Genomic DNA, 16,060 nt, shown 5'->3' with positions numbered 1-16,060 from the left:
GGCGGCCATTCATACTTGGCATTTCCGCCTGCCGCCAACAGCGTGTAGGGAGGGACTCCCGGGGGACCTGTAGCGATGTCGATCGTAACCGCCACGTCACGCAACATAGCCATACCATTGATCGTTCTGGTGATTGCCGGCTGCGTCATAGCGGCCGTCACCAATGGCATCCGCACCACGTTCGGTCTGTTCACGCTGCCGATGACGGCCGACCTGCAGACCACGCGGGAAGCCTGGGGCCTCGCCATGGCGATCCAGAACCTCGCCTGGGGCATTGCCCAGCCGTTCGCCGGCGGGCTGGCCGACCGCTATGGCACCGCCAAGGTGATCGTCGGCGGGCTCGTGGTCTATGCCGTCGGCCTCGTGCTGATGGCCTATTCCGTCGATGGCAGCCTGCTCAACCTCTCGGCCGGCGTGATCGTCGGCGTCGGCATCGCGGCCTCGTCCTTTTCCATCGTCATGGCGGCTTTCGGCCGTAACGTGCCGCAGGAAAAGCGCGCCATGATCTTCGGCATCGCCACCGCGGCCTCGTCCTTCGGCCAGTTCGTCTTCGCCCCCATCGGCCAGTCCTTCATCTCCAGTTTCGGCTGGGCCACCGCCCTGCTCTACCTCGCCGCCATCCTCGCACTGGTGATCCCGCTGAGCTTTGCGCTGCGCGGCCGCACCGAGAATGCCGTCGGCGAGGCCGACATGCCCTTCATGCAGGCCATGTCGCGCGCCTGGGGGCACGGATCGTACAAGCTGCTGGTGATCGGCTTTTTCGTCTGCGGCTTCCACCTCGCCTTCATCAACGTGCACATGCCCGCCTTCCTGGTGCAGCAGTGCGGGCTGGCACCGGAAGTCGGCAGCTGGTCGATTGCGGTGATCGGGCTCTTCAACGTCGTGGGATCGTTGCTGTCGGGGTACCTCGGGAGCCGCCTGCCCAAGCAGCTGCTGCTGGCGAGCATCTACTTCTCGCGCGCCATCGCCATAGGCCTCTTCGTCCTGTTCCCGGTCACCGAACTGTCGGCCTATATCTTTGCGGCCGTGATGGGTCTGCTCTGGCTCTCCACCGTGCCGCTGACGGCCGGGCTGGTCAGCCTGTTCTTCGGCGCCCGCTATATGGGCATGCTCTACGGCGTCGCCTTTTTCAGTCACCAGCTCGGCTCGTTTGTCGGCGTCTGGCTCGGCGGCTATGTCTACGACGCGACCAACTCGTACAGCCTCGTATGGTATCTGGGCATCCTGCTCGGCCTCGGCTCGGCCGCCATCCACCTGCCAATCCGCGAACGCAGTTCCCGCACGTTCAACTTGCCGCTGACGGTTTGACGACGTTACCAGAGACCGGACGACAATTGCCCTCGGGCGGCTTGTAATAGCCAGCCGGGGGGTTCATGGTTCAGGTCTTCCTTCGGTCTCCCCCGAGTTTTATCAATGCCCAATTCTGTTCTGCCGACGCGGGAGCTATCCCGGGTCGAATTCATTGCTCTTGTTGCCGGCCTCATGGCCCTCAATGCCCTTGCCATCGACATCATGCTGCCCGCCCTGCCCTACATGGGCGAGGCCCTCGGTATCGCCAACGAGAATGAACGCCAGTTGGTGGTTGGCGCCTATATGCTCGGCTTTGGTCTGGCGCAGCTCGCCTTCGGGCCGCTGACCGACCGGTTCGGCCGCCGCGCGCCGCTGTTCTTCGGCCTTGTCGTCTACATTTTCTGCGCCTTCGCAGCAAGTTATGCGCCGACCTTCGGGGTGCTGCTGGCGCTGCGTTTCACCCAGGGAATGGGGGCCGCGGGGACGCGCGTGATTGCCACGGCCGTAGTGCGCGACCGCTATTCCGGCCGCGAGATGGCCGAGATCATGTCCCTGACCTTCATGGTGTTCATGGCCATCCCGATCATTGCGCCGGGTATCGGTCAGGTCATCCTGCTTTCGGGTCCCTGGCACCACATTTTCCTCTTCATGGGCGGCCTCGCATCGGCCATCGGCGTCTGGGCCTTCATCAGGCTGCCCGAGACGCTGCGGCCCGAATTCCGCCGGCCGCTGAGCGTCAAGGGCATCCTCGACGGCTTCCGCCTCGTGGTCACCAATCGCCCCGCCATTTCCTATGGCCTGGCCGGGACGTTCCTGTTCGGTGCCATGTTCGGCTTCATCTCGGCCAGCCAGCAGATCTTCGTCGAGCTCTATGGCCTGGGACCGTTCTTCCCGGTGGCCTTTGCCGCCATGGCCGGTTTCATTGCCATCGCCCAGTTCATCAACTCGCGCGTGGTCAAACGCTTCGGCATGCGGCGGCTGAGCCACTTTGCCATCATCGTCTACCTGGCGATGAGCCTGATCTGGGTAACGCTGGCGCTGATGGGACCGGTGCCCTTCCCGGTGTTTTTCGGGCTGCTGCTGGTCATCCAGTTCGTCTTTGGCTGGGCCGCCTCGAACATGAACGCCCTCTCGATGGAGCCGCTCGGCAATGTCGCGGGCACGGCAGCATCGGTGTTCGGCTTCATCCAGACCGTCGGCGGCGCCCTGCTGGGCACCTATATCGGCCAGCACTTTGACGGCACCCTGGTGCCAAACGCGGCCGGCTATGCTGTCATGGGCACCCTGGTGCTGATCTGCGTACTGATCGCCGAAAAGGGCAAGCTGTTCGGCGTCAGCCCGGAATACGCCACGGCCGAGGCCGGTCGCTAGCCCCGCTTGTGCCCCACATAGATCGTCCAGCCCAGGTAGGGCCGGACGGTCTTCAGATAATAGGTCCAGTCGGCCTGGCTCTTCTCGAGCACAGCCTGGCGCTGCGGCGCGTCCGGGTTCTGGCGCGCCCAGCGCAACGTGGCGTGCCGGTGGTGACAGACATAGCGCTCGAAATCGGCGTCCGACGCGGAAATCATCGCCGACACATCGGCACCGTGGCGCTCGACGATCCCCATCGTCTCGACGGCATCATTGGGTAGCCACTCGTCGCGGTGCACGCTCGGGCGGTGCTTGAGCGTCAGGTCGCCGATGACGATGGCGCCGCCAGGCTTGGCCAATGCGGCCATCCACTCGATGGCCGACACGAACCCGTCCAGCGCGAAACTCGCGCCCAGGCACATGACGATATCGAACGAGTTGCGTGGCGCGTGGTAATTCCGGGCCGTTCCCTCGATGAACTGCAGGCTGCCACGCGCCGGCCGCTTGCGCCGCGCCACGTCCAGAAAGATCGAGTTGAGATCGACGCCTACGCCCTCGATGGCAAAGCGGTCGGCCCACTGCCGCAGCAGCCAGGCCTTGCCACAGCCGATGTCGAGAACCCTCAGGCCATCGCGGATATCGCAATAATCGTCTAGCAGCCGCAGCTTCCGATCCGTGATCGGATTCTGGATCTCGATATCCCGTTCGGCAATCGTCCAGTAGAACTGACTATCCAACTGCGCCTCCCCGCGCCGCCGGTCATGATCTCCACTATACCGTAAAGACCTCTTTGCGCAGCAGGTTCCAAGTCTCCTTGTCGGGCGCCAGTAGCAGCCCGCCGTCGCGATGGCTGGGCAGATAGGGCGACCCATCGAAGCGCGCCGCGTAGCCGCCGGCCTCCTGCGAGATCAGCGTACCGGCGAGATGATCCCAGGGCATCAGCTTGTTGAACATGACAAAATGCGTCTGCCCGCTGGCGAACAGCCGGTAGTCATGCCCGGCGACGCGATAGTTGGCGACCACGCGCACCTTGGCGAGATTGCCCATGATCTGCGGCTTGCTGTCCTTGGGCAGGAAGGCGATGGACGCCGTGCCCACCATCTGGTCGAGCGATGGTGCCACCGCCACTTCCAGGCGCTCCGAGCCACCGTCCGGCCGCTTCAGGAAGGCGCCGCTGCCCTTTTCGGCGACGAACCAGTCATCGCCCATCGGATCGTAGATGATCCCGGCAACCGTCTCGCCCTTGCTCACCACCGATGCCATGACGGCAAACAGCGGCAGCCCGGCCGCAAAGTTGGCGGTGCCGTCGACCGGGTCCACGACCACCGCGAGCTCGGCATCATTCATTCGCTCGAGCAGCGACGGATCGGCCGCAACCGATTCCTCGCCCACGAACAGCGCAGCCGGCGCCAGGTCGGCGACGCGCGCCTTGATCATCCGCTCGGCCTGTTCGTCCGCCTCAGTCACGAGGTCGATGGCCTCCGACTTCTGCCGGATCATCGAGCTGTCGAGCCGCCGGAAGCGCGGCAGGATCTCCGCCTTGGCGGCATCGCGCAGGATGGTCATCAGGGCGTCGACGTCGACAACGGAACGGCTCATGGAACTCTCCAACTATGATCGGGGCCGGACGGTCCGGCTAAAAACGTCAGGCCTCGTCGCGGGATGGAGCGCTGGCGAGGCCGGTAAAATCAAACAGCCTGGGATCGAGCAGATGGCTCGGATTGGCGTTGCCGAGCGCCCGGATCATTGTCTCCTTGCGTCCCGGCTGGCGCTGCTCGATGTCGTTGAGCATGGCCTTCATGGCATTGCGCTGCAGCCCATCCTGCGAGCCGCAAAGGTCGCAGGGAATGATCGGGAAGGCCATGGCCTCGGCAAAGCGCGCCAGATCGGGCTCGGCGCAATAGATCAGCGGCCGCAGCACCTGCACATCGCCTTCGTCGTTCAGCAGCTTGGGCGGCATTGCCGCCAGCTTGCCGCCGTGGAACAGGTTGAGAAAGAACGTCTCGAGGCTGTCCTCGCGGTGATGTCCCAGGACCAGCGCCGAACAGCCCTCCTCGCGCGCGATGCGGTAGAGATGGCCGCGCCGCAGCCGCGAGCAGAGCGAGCAATAGGTGGCGCCCGCCGGCAGCTTGTCGGTGACGATCGAATAGGTGTCCTGGTATTCGATGCGGTGCTCGACGCCGATCTTGCTCAGATAGTCGGGCAGGATGTGCTTTGGAAAGTTCGGCTGGCCCTGATCGAGATTGCAGGCAAGCAGATCAACTGGCAGCAGGCCGCGCCACTTCAGATCCATCAGGATCGCCAGCAGGCCATAGGAGTCCTTGCCGCCCGACAGAGCGATCAGCCAGCGGTCGCCGGGGCGCACCATGCCGAACTTGTCGATGGCCTCGCGCGTGAGACGGACAAGGCGCTTGCGCAGCTTGTTGAATTCACCGCTCTGCGGCGCGTCGCGGAACAGGGGATGCGCGCCGGAGATGTCCTCGGCGCTCTGTTCGATCTGCTCTTGGGTCACAATCTCGTTCATGGCACGCTGATACCGCATTACATCCTCGTAACAAAGCCTCGGCTTCCTTGCTGATCGCGCCATACGTCAGTTAGATGACGCACTTCCCCGTGGCGCAGGAGACTCCCGCCGTGTTTCGTTCCTTCTTCCCCGATCCCAAGATCTTTTTTCCCGCCGCCGTGGCGTGGACGGTGATCTGCATGGTCGTCTGGTTCACCATCGGCCCGGCGCTCGAAAGTGCACTGAGCCTCGGACCCTGGCTCGGCATCCAGCCGACCGAGGCCGATCCGGAACCCTTCTTCAGCTCGGGCAAGGTCTGGCTCTACCAGTACATCCTGGTGACAGGGTACCTCTTCTGCATTCCCTGGTACTGGATCGGCGGCAACCGGCGCTGGTTCTGGTGGAGCGTCGTCGGCTCGGTCACCATCGTCGAGGTGGTCTATTTCAACGTCCAGGTAAGCGCCTGGCTCAACGACTGGTACGGGACCTTCTACAACCTGATCCAGTCGGCCCTGACCACACCGGGCAGCGTCACGCTGGAACAGTTCTTCGGCGAGATGTCGACGGTGGCCTTCGTGCTGATCCCCAACATCACGGTTCTGGTGCTCAACGCCTTCTTCATCGCCCATTTCCTCTTCCGCTGGCGGCGGGCGATGACCTTCTACTACATGGCCCACTGGCAGCACCTGCGCACCGTCGAGGGCGCCAGCCAGCGCGTCCAGGAAGACACGCAGCGCTTCGCCAATATCGTGGAAGGCCTGACGGTCAATTTCGTCAGTTCCATCATGACCCTGGTCGTCTTTCTGCCACTGCTCTGGCGGCTATCGGAAAACATCACCGAACTGCCGTTCTTCGGCCCGGTTACCGGCAGCCTCGTCTGGGTGGCACTGGTCTCGTCGGCGTTCGGTACGGTGCTGCTGGCCACTGTCGGCTTCAAGCTGCCCGGCCTCGAGTTTCACAACCAGCGCGTCGAAGCAGCCATGCGCAAGGAACTTGTTTATGGCGAGGACCATGCCGATCGGGGCGATCCACCGACGGTGCGGGAGCTGTTCCGCAATGTGCAGGCCAACTACTTCCGGCTCTACCGCCACTATCTCTATTTCAACATCGCGCGCTACGCCTACCTGCAGGGCGCCAACTTCGTGCCGCTGGTGGCCATGGGGCCGTCCATCGTTACCGGCGGCCTGACGCTGGGGCTGTTCCAGCAGGTCAACAACGCCTTCGGCCAGGTCGAGGACTCGTTCAAGTTCTTCGCCAGCTCCTGGACCACGATCATCTCGCTGATCTCGGTCTACAAGCGGCTCCGGCTGTTCGAGAGCTTTATTCCGAAGGACGCGCCGATCGCCAACGATTACGACGATCCGCGCTACCTCGCCTCCTGGCATGCCGACCATCCGCCGGCTGAACCGGCTGCCACCTGAAGCTGCGGGCCGCTTGCGGGCGGCCTGCCCCGCCTAAAGCAAAAAGGGCCGCTCCGAGGAGCGGCCCTTTCCAATTCTGCAGCCTGGTGTCGCGCTTAGCGCGAGTAGAATTCGACGACCAGGTTGGGTTCCATCTGCACCGGATAGGGCACATCCGACAGCGCCGGGACGCGCACATAGGTGGCGGTCTGCTTGCCGTGATCGACTTCCACATACTCAGGAACGTCACGCTCGGCGAGCTGGTTGGCCTCGAGCACGATACCGAGCTGCTTGCTCTTTTCCTTGATCTCGATCTTGTCGCCGACCTTGACCTGGTAGGACGGGATGTTGACCTTCTTGCCGTTGACCAGAATGTGGCCATGGCTGACGAACTGGCGCGCGGCAAACACGGTCGGCACGAACTTGGCGCGATAGACGATCGCGTCGAGACGGCTCTCGAGCAGGCCGATCAGGCGCTCGCCGGTGTCGCCCTTGACGCGGACGGCTTCGGTATAGAGCTTCTTGAAGGCTTTTTCGGTGATCGAACCGTAGTAGCCCTTGAGCTTCTGCTTGGCGCGGAGCTGCAGGCCGTAGTCGGAGGTCTTGCCCTTGCGGCGCTGACCATGCTGGCCCGGGCCATAGGCACGGACGTTCAGCGGCGACTTCGGGCGGCCCCAGAGGTTTTCGCCAAGACGGCGGTCGATCTTGTACTTAACTAAATCGCGCTTCGACATCGGAATCCTTTCATAGATCGTCGAAAGTGATTGCGCCCTCCTCTGCCCTGCCTTGCGACAGGACCGACAGATTTCCTTGAACAGGGAATCCCGGGTGCGCTCGAGGAGCCATGGGCTCAACAAGTGGGCGGGTGATAGAGGGGGACGTCCGGGAAGTCAAGCTGCGCCGGTCTCACCAGCTTCCGGATGGCCGCGGGCAGGACGCCGCGCCGGGCGGCCACGGCGGACAATGCATCCGGGCGGTCAATAACATTGGTTATCCCGACGGCAGATAGAGCTCTGATTCTGCGGGAATTTTCTCGCAACGGAGTAGCGTTGCGCTCGTTGTCATCTCCACGGGGAGCACTTCCACCTGGAGAAACATACAATGAAATCAACATCCATTCTATCTATCGCTGCTGCGCTGATGCTGAGCGCATCGAGCGCCGCTTTTGCCCAGACCGCAACCACCACGACCAACGCGGCCGGCAATGCTGCCGCCACCGCAGCGGGCGAAGTCTCGGGCGCCGGTGCCGATGCCGCCGCTGCCGCTGGCGTTGACGCCAATGCCCAGGCGACCTCCGGCACGACGGCAAACTCCGGCTCGGGCAGCAGCTCGACTGGGGCATCGCTGACGCTGGACGCCAATGCCGATGGCACCATCGACGCCGATGAAATCGCCGCGGCCAACACGTCGCTGTCGGCCCAGACGGGCGCTACGGTCAATCTCGACGCTGATGGCGACGGGGTGCTCAACGACGACGAACTCGCCCAGGCCGACGCCATGATGATGGCCTCGGCCGAAGAGAGCGTGTCGTGCGGTGACAGCGGCATCGAGGGCACGATCACCAGCATGGGCGAACTCGATACGTCCAAGCTGGCTTCGGCAACCAATGTCCGCGTCGTGGTGATCGGCGATTGTGCGTCCGAAGACGTGACGGCAGCGCTGGCCGCTGAAGGCGCTGCCAGTGTCCGTGCCGATCTCGAAGGCAACAGCGCGGCCGTGGCCGCCATCCAGGCCCGCGGCGCAGCCGTGGCCGATGTTGTCGGCGCCACCTCGTCGGGTGACGACCTCACCGTCTACGTCACGTCAACCAGCAACTAAGCGGGCCTACCACGCCCCAAAAAAGGCAGATGACGGAAAGGTCGGCGGTCTTTTTTGCGTTGTGGGGTGCCGATCAGCCCTCGACCATCCGCTTGGCGAGAGACCGCTGGTCGCGCAGGCCGGGGAAGATGCGGCTCCAGATGATGGCGATGGCCACCGAGCCAACACCGCCCAGCACTACCGCCGGCACGGGTCCGATGACATGCGCCACCGACCCGGCGCGGAACTCGCCCAGTTCGTTCGAGGCGCCGATGAACACCGAATTGACGGCGTTGACGCGACCGCGCACCTCCTCGGGGGTCCAGAGCTGCATGATGGTTTCGCGAATGGTGACGCTCACCATGTCGGAGGCCCCCACCAGCGCCAGCGCCGGTACCGAGATCCAGATCGTGGTCGAAAAGCCGAAGAGAATGGTGAAGACGCCGAACAGACCGACGAACAGGAACAGCAGCTTGCCGGCGTGATCGCGGATCGGGAAGCGGGTCAGCACCAGCGCCATGACGATGGCGCCGATCCCCGGCGCGGCCCGCAGATAGCCCAGTTCGGCCGGACCGGCGTGCAGGATGTCCTTGGCATAGATCGGCAGCAGCGCCACGGCGCCGCCCATCATCACTGCGAACATGTCGAGCGAGATGGCGCCCAGCACCACCTTGTTGGAAAAGATGTAGCGAAAGCCGGCAAGCATGGTTTCGAGGCTGGTCGCCTGCCCCGAGTCCTTGCGGGCAGGCTTGGGGATCAGCAGGACTGCCACGAAACCCAGCACGAGCAGTGCCGCCCCGCTGCCGAAAGCCACAGTCGGCGCGATGCCGTAGAGCAATCCGCCCACGGCGGGACCGACGATCGACGCGAACTGCCAGGCCGAGGCATTGACGGTAATGGCGTTGGCCAGCGCCTCCGGCGGCACCAGATTGGGCGCCAGCGACTGTGCCGCCGGCCCCCAGAAGGCGCGCGCCGTCCCCAGCGCCACGAGGATACCGAAGATCGGCCAGACTTCATGCGCCTCGGCGTTGACGAAGGCTAGAAAGCCCAGCGCGCAGGCAAATTCCACCCCGAGGCAGACCGCCATGATCATCCGCCGGTTGAACCGGTCGGCCACGAGCCCGGTGATCAGGATCAGGATCAGCGACGGCGCGAACAGCGACAGCCCCACCAGCCCGAGCAGGAACGGCTCGCCGGTGACATCGTAGATCTGCCAGGCGATCGACACCGACATGATCTGCACGGCAAAGCTGACGCTGAGCGTCGTGAGCCAGAAGAACCGGAAGCCGATGTAGCTGAAAGCCAGCGACGAACGCGCTGGCGCGGGAGGAAGGTCGGTCATTGTGTCGCAGGCAATGCCACGCGGTCCGCATCGCGTCAAAGGATAGTTTTGCGACGGTCGGAAAGTGGCAGGCGGACTATTCTTCGCTGTCGCGCGGCTTGCGATCGGGGCGCTGGCGGAGGTGAGCACGGTCGATCGAGGAGATCACGCCACGTAGCGTCCGGATTTCCTGCGAGGTCATGGCGGCGCGTGAAAACACCGAACGCATGTTGTCGACCATGGTCGGCCGCTTGTCGGCGGTCTTGAAAAAGCCTGTCCGGTCGAGCGTTTCCTCGAGCTGGCCGAAGAGTTCCAGCAGTTCGGCACGTGGGGCGGCCGGCTCCATGCCGCCGGTGAACGGCAGGTCCTCGCCGCGCTCGATCTGTTGGCGCCATTCATAGGCCATCAACAGCACCGCCTGGGCGATATTGAGCGAGGCAAAGGCGGTCTCGACCGGGAAGGTGACAATGGCATCGGCCAGCGCCACTTCCTCGTTGAGCAGGCCCCACTTCTCGCGCCCGAAGAGGATACCGGCCGCCGCGCCGCCCGCGATATGCGAGACGACGCGCTGCGCCCCTTCTTCGGGACCATAGACCGGCTTCTGCAGGTCGCGCCGCCGCGCCGTGGTGGCGAAGACCAGCGACAGATCGGCAATGGCCTCATCCAGCGTCGGAAAGACGCGGACCCGTTCGATCACGTGATCGGCGCGGGACGCCGCAGCAACGGCCTTCTCGTTCGGCCAGCCATCCCGCGGATTGACGATGCGCAGGTCCCAGAGCCCGAAATTGGCCATGGCCCGCGCAGCCGTGCCGATATTCTCCCCGAGCTGCGGCTCGCAGAGAATGACGGCCGGACTGGGCCGGAAGATGATGTCCTGGGTTCTGTCTGTGCCGGCCATCTATGCCTCTTTTGGGCGCAGATAGGCCGGGAACAGACCAAAGTGCAAGCGTCAGGCGACGAGGTTGCGCGAAATCTCGGCGTCAGTCCGGCGCGGCAGGTCACGAACCTTGTCGCTGCGGCGCCACTCACGGTTGAGCACGGCGAAGTGCAGTTCTTCGTCCCACTCTCCCTGGAACAGCGCATGTTCGCGGAAATGCGCTTCGAGCCGCATGCCGATGCCCTTGAGCAGGCGCTTGGCCGGCTCGTCCTTGCCGGCACAATGGGCGAAGATGCGGTGGAAGTGAAAGACGTTGAAACCGTGATCGACCATCGCCTGCACGGCCTCGGTGGCGTAACCCTGCTCGCGGTGCTCCGGGCTGAGGATGCAGCGCAGTTCCGCCTGGGCTGCAGTTGCGTCCGTCCAACGCAAGGAAATCTGGCCGATCAGCTGGTTGTCGTCCTTACGCACAATGGCGAGATGAAAGATGTCGCCGGGTCGCGTCAGACGGCTCTGCTTGACCATGGCGGCAAGTGCAGCCTCGACCTCGGCGCGGTCGCGCGCCGTCCAGTCGAGATAGCGCTGCACGTCCGGCAGCGCGTGATAGGCCATCATCGCATCCAGGTCCGATGATTTGAACGGCCGCAGCAGCAGCCTTTCGGTCTCAATGGGCAAATCTTTGCGTGTCATGTCCTCTGTCCTCTCCTCGGGGTCCGTCCTCTACCAACTTTGGTCTGGCGCTCCGGTTCCGAAAGGTCACCGGACAACTTGCCGCAGAGTCAGTGGCGCTGGTTTTGGCGCGCGAGCCGGGGCGGCGGCGCGCAGGACAAACTCGGTCAATAGATAAGAGACGGACAATAAGGCGTAGTCTTGATAGTCACTTCAGTGACCGCCGAAATCTGAGGAAGAACGGTCAGCTAGACTGACCTGGCGGCCCATTCGTCTTCCAGCAGGGCGTAGATCAACTCCTCGTCCCAGACGCCCTTGACCAGCACGTGCTCGCGGAAATGCGCCTCGCGGCGCATGCCGATCCGCTCCATCAGCCGGTAGGAGCGCACGTTGCGCGCATCGCACCGCGCAAAGATGCGGTGCACACCGCCCGCCTCGAAGCCAAGTCGGACCAGTTCGCGCACCGCCTCGGTGGCATAGCCCACGCCCTGATAGTCGGGATGAAAGATGTAGCCGATCTCCGCCTGTCGGGCGACTTCGTTGCGCTGGATCAGCGACAGTTCGCCGATCATCAGGTGGTCGTGCCTGCGTTCCACCGCCAGCACGATGCGATCGCCCTCTTCTTCCCAGCACGTCTCATTGGTGCGGGTCTGCACGGTTTCCGCGCAGGTCTCGCGGCTCATCGGTTCGTCGAAGAGATACCGGGCGACATCATCGCGTTGCCGGTAGGCGAACACGGCATCGACGTCACGACGCGTGAAGGCGCGCAACAGCAACCTCTCGGTCTCGATCGGCAGGCGCGGAACAAAGACCATGCGTATCTCCCAGTCTGCCGAATAGTCGTTGCCGGCACGCTCGGCAAGACCTGCAGGGCCGCTTGCCGGCCGGCACGGAGCATGTCACGCTTTCACCATGCAGGCCCCAACCCGACCAGAAATCGATCTGACAGTGTGCTGCAGCTGCGGCGCCGTCAGTCTGCATGCCAAAGGCATCGTCCGGTCGATGTTCATGTGTGCCTGCGAGGATTGCCAGACCTCGACCGGCACCGGCCACGCCGCCATTGTGCTGATGCGCGCTGCGGACGTCACTGTCAGCGGCAAAACCAGCCGGTTCGCGCGTCCCGCCGAGTCCGGTGCCGAACTGACGCGCTGGTTCTGCCCGACCTGCGGGACACCCGTTTATGCCCAGTCGAGCCGTGCCGGCACGCTGGTCAATATCCCGGTCGGACTGTTCGGCGCGGCCGCGGCCGACTGGTTCAAGCCGAACCAGCTGATCTTTGCCCGCAGCCATCGCGAGTGGGATGTGGTCGCCGCCGACCTGCCCCGGCACGATACTTACCGCCAGACGGAGCCGTCCTGATGTCCGAAGCCTCCGACGCCCTCGCCAGCCGCATCCGCGCCATCCTCGGCCCGCGCCCCGACCTGGTGGAGAAGCGGATGATGGGCGGCGTCTGCTTCATGATCAACGGCCATATGCTGGTCGGACCGCTCAAGACCGGCAGCCTGCTGGCCCGCGTCGGCAAGGACAATTATGACGAGGCACTGACCCGGCCCGGGGCCGGCCCGATGACATTCACGGGCCGGGCCATGTCGGGCTTCGTCGAAGTCAATGACGACGGCATCGAGACCGACGAGGCGCTGCAGGGCTGGATCGACTACGCCGAGAGCTTCGTGCGGACGCTGCCGCCCAAGGACGCTAAGCCGCCGAAAACACCAGCGAAGCGTTGACCCCGCCAAAGCCGAACGAATTCGACAGAACGTGCCGGATCGACTTGGCCTTGGCGACCTTGGGCACAAGGTCGAACTGCGCGCCGACATTAAACTCTTCGAGGTTCAGTGTGGCCGGCGCCAGTCCGTTGCGGATGGCGAGAATGGCAAAGACCGATTCCAGCGCGCCCGCCGCCCCCATCAGATGGCCCGTCGCCGACTTGGTCGAAGAGATGGCGAGGTCCTTGCCGCGATTGGCGAACACCGCCGAAATGCCGGCGATTTCCGCCGCGTCGCCGACCTGGGTCGAGGTCGAGTGAGCGTTGATATAGTCGATCTCGCCGGGTGACAGCCGGGCCATCTTGAGCGCATTGCGCATCGCCACCTGCGCCCCTGCCCCGGTCGGCTCGCCGGCCGTCAGATGATAGGCGTCGGCCGAGGTGCCATAGCCCGAGAGAATGGCGAGCGGCGTCGCGCCGCGCGCCTGCGCATGGCTCAGCCGTTCGATCACGAGGACCGCAGCCCCTTCGGCGAGAACGAAGCCGTCGCGCCGCACGTCGAACGGCCGCGACGCCTGGCTCGGATTGTCATTGAAGCCGGTCGAGAGCGCCCGCGCCGCGCCGAACCCGCCTACCGAGATTGGATCGATCGAGCCCTCGGCCCCGCCGACCACGGCCACTTCGGCCTCGCCGGTAAGGATCAGCCGCATGCCGTCGCCGATCGCCTGCGCCGATGCCGCACAGGCAGTGACCGGTGCGCCAATGGCGCCCTTGAAGCCATAAAGGATGGAGATCCAGCCCGCCGCGAGATTGGGGAGGAAGCTGGGAACGGTGAAAGGCGACAGCCGCCGCGGGCCGCGTTCCAGAATAGTCTTGGCCGCTTCGGCCATCACCGGGGAGCCGCCGACGCCGGTGCCGATGATGGTCGCCGTCGCCGCCTTGTCCTCTTCGCTGGTCGGCAGCCAGTTGGCCTGCGCCAGTGCCTCCTGCGCGGCCGCAATGCCATACTGGATGAAGAGATCCATCTTCTTGACGTCCTTGGCATCGACCGCATCGAGCGGATCAAAGCCGTGTGCGTCATCGGCCTTGTCCGGCACCAGCCCGGCCACATGCGCGCCGTAGGCAGAAACGTCGAAGCGGGTATTCCTGACGATGCCGCTCTGGCCGGCACTCAGCCGCTGCCAGTTGGTATCCACCGAAACGCCCAGCGGGCTCACGGCACCCATGCCGGTAACAACGATCGGATCTTCGGTCATAGTGTCATCCTTTGTTCCGTGTAGATACACAGTGTTGAGTTCAAGGCCTCTGCCGTCGAGGCTATCTAGATGGCTGCGAGGCGCTTAAGCGTCGAAACGGTGTCGGCAAAACCCGCTTCGCCCAGCTCCGCGCGAATCTCGGCTTGCGCCCGTCGCCACACCGGCAACAGCTCGTCGAGCATGTCCCGGCCCTTGGCGCTCAGACCGCAGACGCGGCCATTGCCCTGGGCGGCTGGCCGGGATTCGATCAGCCCCATCTTCTCCAGCCGGTCCAGGTTGCGGGTCAGCGTCGTCCGTTCGAAGCCGCGCTTTTCGGCCAGATCGCTGACTGTCTGTTCGCCCGACGCCACGATTGTGCCGAGCAGCGAGAATTGCGTCGCCGTGATGCCGTAGGGCCGCGCATAGGCGTCGTAGCGCCGGGTGACGGCGCGCGCGGCCATGCGGGCATTCGAAACCATGCAGAGCGTGAAGTCGTCGGTCATTCTCGATACATAGTGTGTATATGCACGGTGTCAATCACGACCACGAATGCATCCAATGGAGAACGCGCCGTGGCCTTTCATTGCGGGCGTTTCGTGCTATAGGCGGGCCTGAAAAATTCACTGTCGAGGAGTCCAGCATGCCCAAGATTAAAGTCGCCAACCCCGTCGTCGATCTCGACGGCGACGAGATGACCCGCATCATCTGGCAGGCGATCAAGGACAAGCTGATCTTGCCGTACCTCGATCTCGACATCGAGTATTACGACCTCAGCGTTGAGAACCGCGACGCCACCGACGATCAGGTGACGATCGATGCGGCCAACGCCATCAAGAAGCACGGCGTCGGCATCAAGTGCGCCACCATCACCCCCGATGAAGGCCGTGTCGAAGAGTTCAAGCTCAAGAAGATGTGGCGCTCGCCCAACGGCACCATCCGCAACATCCTGGGCGGCGTGATCTTCCGCGAACCCATCATCATGAACAACGTGCCGCGCCTGGTGCCCGGCTGGACCCAGCCGATCATCGTCGGCCGCCACGCGTTCGGCGATCAGTACCGCGCCACCGATTTCAAGTTCCCCGGCAAGGGCAAGCTGACGATGAAATTCGTCGGCGATGACGGCACGGTGCAGGAATACGACGTCTTTGACGCCCCTTCTGCAGGCGTCGCCATGGGCATGTACAACCTCGACGATTCCATCGCCGATTTCGCCCACGCCTCGTTCAACTACGCCATCAACCGCAAGGTGCCGTGCTACCTCTCGACCAAGAACACCATCCTCAAGGTCTATGACGGGCGCTTCAAGGACATCTTCCAGGAGATCTTCGACCGCGACTACAAGGCCAAGTTCGACGAACTCAAGATCTGGTACGAGCACCGCCTGATCGACGACATGGTGGCCTCGGCCCTCAAGTGGTCCGGCGGCTATGTCTGGGCCTGCAAGAACTACGATGGCGACGTGCAGTCCGACATCGTGGCCCAGGGCTTCGGATCGCTCGGCCTGATGACGTCGGTGCTGATGACCCCCGATGGCAAGGTCGTCGAGGCCGAGGCCGCGCACGGCACCGTCACCCGCCATTATCGCCAGCACCAGCAGGGCAAGGAGACCTCGACCAACTCCATCGCCTCGATCTTTGCCTGGACCCGTGGCCTCGCGCACCGCGCCAAGCTCGACAGTAACACCGAACTGGCCAATTTCGCCGACACGCTGGAAAAGGTCTGCATCGACACCGTCGAAGGCGGCCAGATGACCAAGGATCTGGCGCTGCTGGTCGGCCCGGACCAGAAGTGGCTCTCGACCCTCGCCTTCCTCGATGCCATCGACACCAACCTCAAGAAGGCCATGGGCGTCTGATCCAGCGCGGCGCGGCCGACAGCCGGTGTCGCCGCGCGCCACGCACATCGGCCTTGTG

At 64.0% G+C, this 16,060-nt stretch carries 17 protein-coding genes; 7 read left to right on the top strand and 10 right to left on the bottom strand.

Annotation, left to right across the window (positions count from 1 at the left end; all coding sequences use genetic code 11):
• Nucleotides 1-75: 75 nt before the first annotated feature.
• Together AC0L4C_RS13345 and AC0L4C_RS13340 are read left to right on the top strand one after the other, a co-directional pair.
• A complete protein-coding gene (locus AC0L4C_RS13345) occupies nucleotides 76-1,308 on the top strand; it encodes an MFS transporter (RefSeq protein WP_473400133.1) in 1,233 nt (410 codons plus the stop codon).
• Nucleotides 1,309-1,413: 105 nt separating this feature from the next.
• A complete protein-coding gene (locus AC0L4C_RS13340; RefSeq protein ID WP_473400132.1) occupies nucleotides 1,414-2,661 on the top strand; it encodes a multidrug effflux MFS transporter in 1,248 nt (415 codons plus the stop codon).
• Here the strand turns inward: AC0L4C_RS13340 and AC0L4C_RS13335 are convergent.
• The 3 genes from AC0L4C_RS13335 to ttcA are packed head-to-tail and all read right to left on the bottom strand — an operon-like array spanning nucleotide 2,658 to nucleotide 5,164.
• Entirely contained in the window at nucleotides 2,658-3,377 is a 720-nt protein-coding gene (locus tag AC0L4C_RS13335; protein ID WP_473400131.1) for a class I SAM-dependent methyltransferase, read from the bottom strand. The genes AC0L4C_RS13340 and AC0L4C_RS13335 overlap by 4 nt on opposite strands.
• A gap of 34 nt (nucleotides 3,378-3,411) precedes the next feature.
• The gene (locus tag AC0L4C_RS13330) at nucleotides 3,412-4,239 is read right to left on the bottom strand and encodes an inositol monophosphatase family protein (protein ID WP_473400130.1); all 828 of its coding nucleotides are present in this window, start codon (nucleotides 4,237-4,239) and stop codon (nucleotides 3,412-3,414) included.
• A 46-nt stretch (nucleotides 4,240-4,285) separates the two neighbouring features.
• The gene (gene ttcA / locus AC0L4C_RS13325) at nucleotides 4,286-5,164 is read right to left on the bottom strand and encodes a tRNA 2-thiocytidine(32) synthetase TtcA (RefSeq protein ID WP_473403520.1); all 879 of its coding nucleotides are present in this window, start codon (nucleotides 5,162-5,164) and stop codon (nucleotides 4,286-4,288) included.
• A 110-nt stretch (nucleotides 5,165-5,274) separates the two neighbouring features.
• Here ttcA and sbmA point away from each other — a divergent pair, with 110 nt between their 5' ends.
• Complete coding sequence (gene sbmA / locus AC0L4C_RS13320) at nucleotides 5,275-6,564, top strand: peptide antibiotic transporter SbmA (RefSeq protein ID WP_473400129.1); 1,290 nt, start codon at nucleotides 5,275-5,277, stop codon at nucleotides 6,562-6,564.
• 95 nt (nucleotides 6,565-6,659) lie between these two features.
• Here the strand turns inward: sbmA and rpsD are convergent, their stop codons facing one another.
• Entirely contained in the window at nucleotides 6,660-7,277 is a 618-nt protein-coding gene (gene rpsD, locus AC0L4C_RS13315) for a 30S ribosomal protein S4 (protein WP_473400128.1), read from the bottom strand.
• Nucleotides 7,278-7,644: 367 nt separating this feature from the next.
• Between rpsD and AC0L4C_RS13310 the strand changes: the two genes are divergently transcribed.
• Nucleotides 7,645-8,361 (top strand): hypothetical protein, encoded by a 717-nt coding sequence (locus AC0L4C_RS13310; protein ID WP_473400127.1) that lies wholly within the window; start codon nucleotides 7,645-7,647, stop codon nucleotides 8,359-8,361.
• 73 nt (nucleotides 8,362-8,434) lie between these two features.
• On the opposite strand, the gene AC0L4C_RS13305 is transcribed toward AC0L4C_RS13310, so the two are convergent.
• From AC0L4C_RS13305 to AC0L4C_RS13290, 4 genes are all read right to left on the bottom strand, one after another.
• Nucleotides 8,435-9,682 carry an MFS transporter gene (locus AC0L4C_RS13305; protein ID WP_473400126.1) on the bottom strand — a complete coding sequence of 416 codons (1,248 nt, stop codon included), beginning with the start codon at nucleotides 9,680-9,682 and terminating at the stop codon, nucleotides 8,435-8,437.
• 76 nt (nucleotides 9,683-9,758) lie between these two features.
• Nucleotides 9,759-10,559: an RNA methyltransferase gene (locus tag AC0L4C_RS13300; protein WP_473400125.1), complete on the bottom strand. Its 801-nt coding sequence runs from the start codon at nucleotides 10,557-10,559 to the stop codon at nucleotides 9,759-9,761.
• A 51-nt stretch (nucleotides 10,560-10,610) separates the two neighbouring features.
• A complete protein-coding gene (locus AC0L4C_RS13295) occupies nucleotides 10,611-11,228 on the bottom strand; it encodes a GNAT family N-acetyltransferase (RefSeq protein ID WP_473400124.1) in 618 nt (205 codons plus the stop codon).
• 227 nt (nucleotides 11,229-11,455) lie between these two features.
• Nucleotides 11,456-12,022, bottom strand: a complete 567-nt coding sequence (locus AC0L4C_RS13290) for a GNAT family N-acetyltransferase (protein WP_473400123.1) — start codon at nucleotides 12,020-12,022, stop codon at nucleotides 11,456-11,458.
• Between the two features lie 97 nt (nucleotides 12,023-12,119).
• On the opposite strand from AC0L4C_RS13290, the gene AC0L4C_RS13285 reads away from it, so the two are divergent.
• The gene (locus AC0L4C_RS13285; RefSeq protein ID WP_473400122.1) at nucleotides 12,120-12,566 is read left to right on the top strand and encodes a GFA family protein; all 447 of its coding nucleotides are present in this window, start codon (nucleotides 12,120-12,122) and stop codon (nucleotides 12,564-12,566) included.
• Entirely contained in the window at nucleotides 12,566-12,934 is a 369-nt protein-coding gene (locus tag AC0L4C_RS13280; protein WP_473400121.1) for a TfoX/Sxy family protein, read from the top strand. Before AC0L4C_RS13285 ends, AC0L4C_RS13280 begins: the two co-directional genes overlap by 1 nt.
• Here the strand turns inward: AC0L4C_RS13280 and fabF are convergent.
• Both fabF and AC0L4C_RS13270 read right to left on the bottom strand, forming a co-directional pair.
• On the bottom strand, nucleotides 12,903-14,168 hold the full coding sequence (fabF, locus tag AC0L4C_RS13275; protein ID WP_473400120.1) for a beta-ketoacyl-ACP synthase II: 1,266 nt from the start codon (nucleotides 14,166-14,168) through the stop codon (nucleotides 12,903-12,905). The two genes, AC0L4C_RS13280 and fabF, sit on opposite strands and share 32 nt — an antisense overlap.
• 65 nt (nucleotides 14,169-14,233) lie before the next feature.
• Nucleotides 14,234-14,650 (bottom strand): MarR family winged helix-turn-helix transcriptional regulator, encoded by a 417-nt coding sequence (locus tag AC0L4C_RS13270; protein WP_473400118.1) that lies wholly within the window; start codon nucleotides 14,648-14,650, stop codon nucleotides 14,234-14,236.
• Between the two features lie 137 nt (nucleotides 14,651-14,787).
• On the opposite strand from AC0L4C_RS13270, the gene AC0L4C_RS13265 reads away from it, so the two are divergent.
• Complete coding sequence (locus AC0L4C_RS13265; RefSeq protein ID WP_473400117.1) at nucleotides 14,788-16,002, top strand: NADP-dependent isocitrate dehydrogenase; 1,215 nt, start codon at nucleotides 14,788-14,790, stop codon at nucleotides 16,000-16,002.
• The last annotated feature ends 58 nt before the right edge of the window (nucleotides 16,003-16,060 follow it).

Source organism: Devosia sp. J20-27 (genome assembly GCF_055808595.1).
This window is presented reverse-complemented; position numbering and strand designations above follow the sequence as displayed.

What these genes read in the sequence shown, in the direction of transcription:
- AC0L4C_RS13345 (WP_473400133.1), top strand. Translation starts at nt 76, where the DNA reads ATGTCGATCGTAACCGCCACGTCACGCAACATAGCCATACCATTGATC.
- AC0L4C_RS13340 (WP_473400132.1), top strand. Translation starts at nt 1,414, where the DNA reads ATGCCCAATTCTGTTCTGCCGACGCGGGAGCTATCCCGGGTCGAATTC.
- AC0L4C_RS13330 (WP_473400130.1), bottom strand. Translation starts at nt 4,239, where the DNA reads ATGAGCCGTTCCGTTGTCGACGTCGACGCCCTGATGACCATCCTGCGC.
- ttcA (WP_473403520.1), bottom strand. Translation starts at nt 5,164, where the DNA reads ATGAACGAGATTGTGACCCAAGAGCAGATCGAACAGAGCGCCGAGGAC.
- rpsD (WP_473400128.1), bottom strand. Translation starts at nt 7,277, where the DNA reads ATGTCGAAGCGCGATTTAGTTAAGTACAAGATCGACCGCCGTCTTGGC.
- AC0L4C_RS13310 (WP_473400127.1), top strand. Translation starts at nt 7,645, where the DNA reads ATGAAATCAACATCCATTCTATCTATCGCTGCTGCGCTGATGCTGAGC.
- AC0L4C_RS13305 (WP_473400126.1), bottom strand. Translation starts at nt 9,682, where the DNA reads ATGACCGACCTTCCTCCCGCGCCAGCGCGTTCGTCGCTGGCTTTCAGC.
- AC0L4C_RS13300 (WP_473400125.1), bottom strand. Translation starts at nt 10,559, where the DNA reads ATGGCCGGCACAGACAGAACCCAGGACATCATCTTCCGGCCCAGTCCG.
- AC0L4C_RS13295 (WP_473400124.1), bottom strand. Translation starts at nt 11,228, where the DNA reads ATGACACGCAAAGATTTGCCCATTGAGACCGAAAGGCTGCTGCTGCGG.
- AC0L4C_RS13290 (WP_473400123.1), bottom strand. Translation starts at nt 12,022, where the DNA reads ATGGTCTTTGTTCCGCGCCTGCCGATCGAGACCGAGAGGTTGCTGTTG.
- AC0L4C_RS13285 (WP_473400122.1), top strand. Translation starts at nt 12,120, where the DNA reads ATGCAGGCCCCAACCCGACCAGAAATCGATCTGACAGTGTGCTGCAGC.
- AC0L4C_RS13280 (WP_473400121.1), top strand. Translation starts at nt 12,566, where the DNA reads ATGTCCGAAGCCTCCGACGCCCTCGCCAGCCGCATCCGCGCCATCCTC.
- fabF (WP_473400120.1), bottom strand. Translation starts at nt 14,168, where the DNA reads ATGACCGAAGATCCGATCGTTGTTACCGGCATGGGTGCCGTGAGCCCG.
- AC0L4C_RS13270 (WP_473400118.1), bottom strand. Translation starts at nt 14,650, where the DNA reads ATGACCGACGACTTCACGCTCTGCATGGTTTCGAATGCCCGCATGGCC.
- AC0L4C_RS13265 (WP_473400117.1), top strand. Translation starts at nt 14,788, where the DNA reads ATGCCCAAGATTAAAGTCGCCAACCCCGTCGTCGATCTCGACGGCGAC.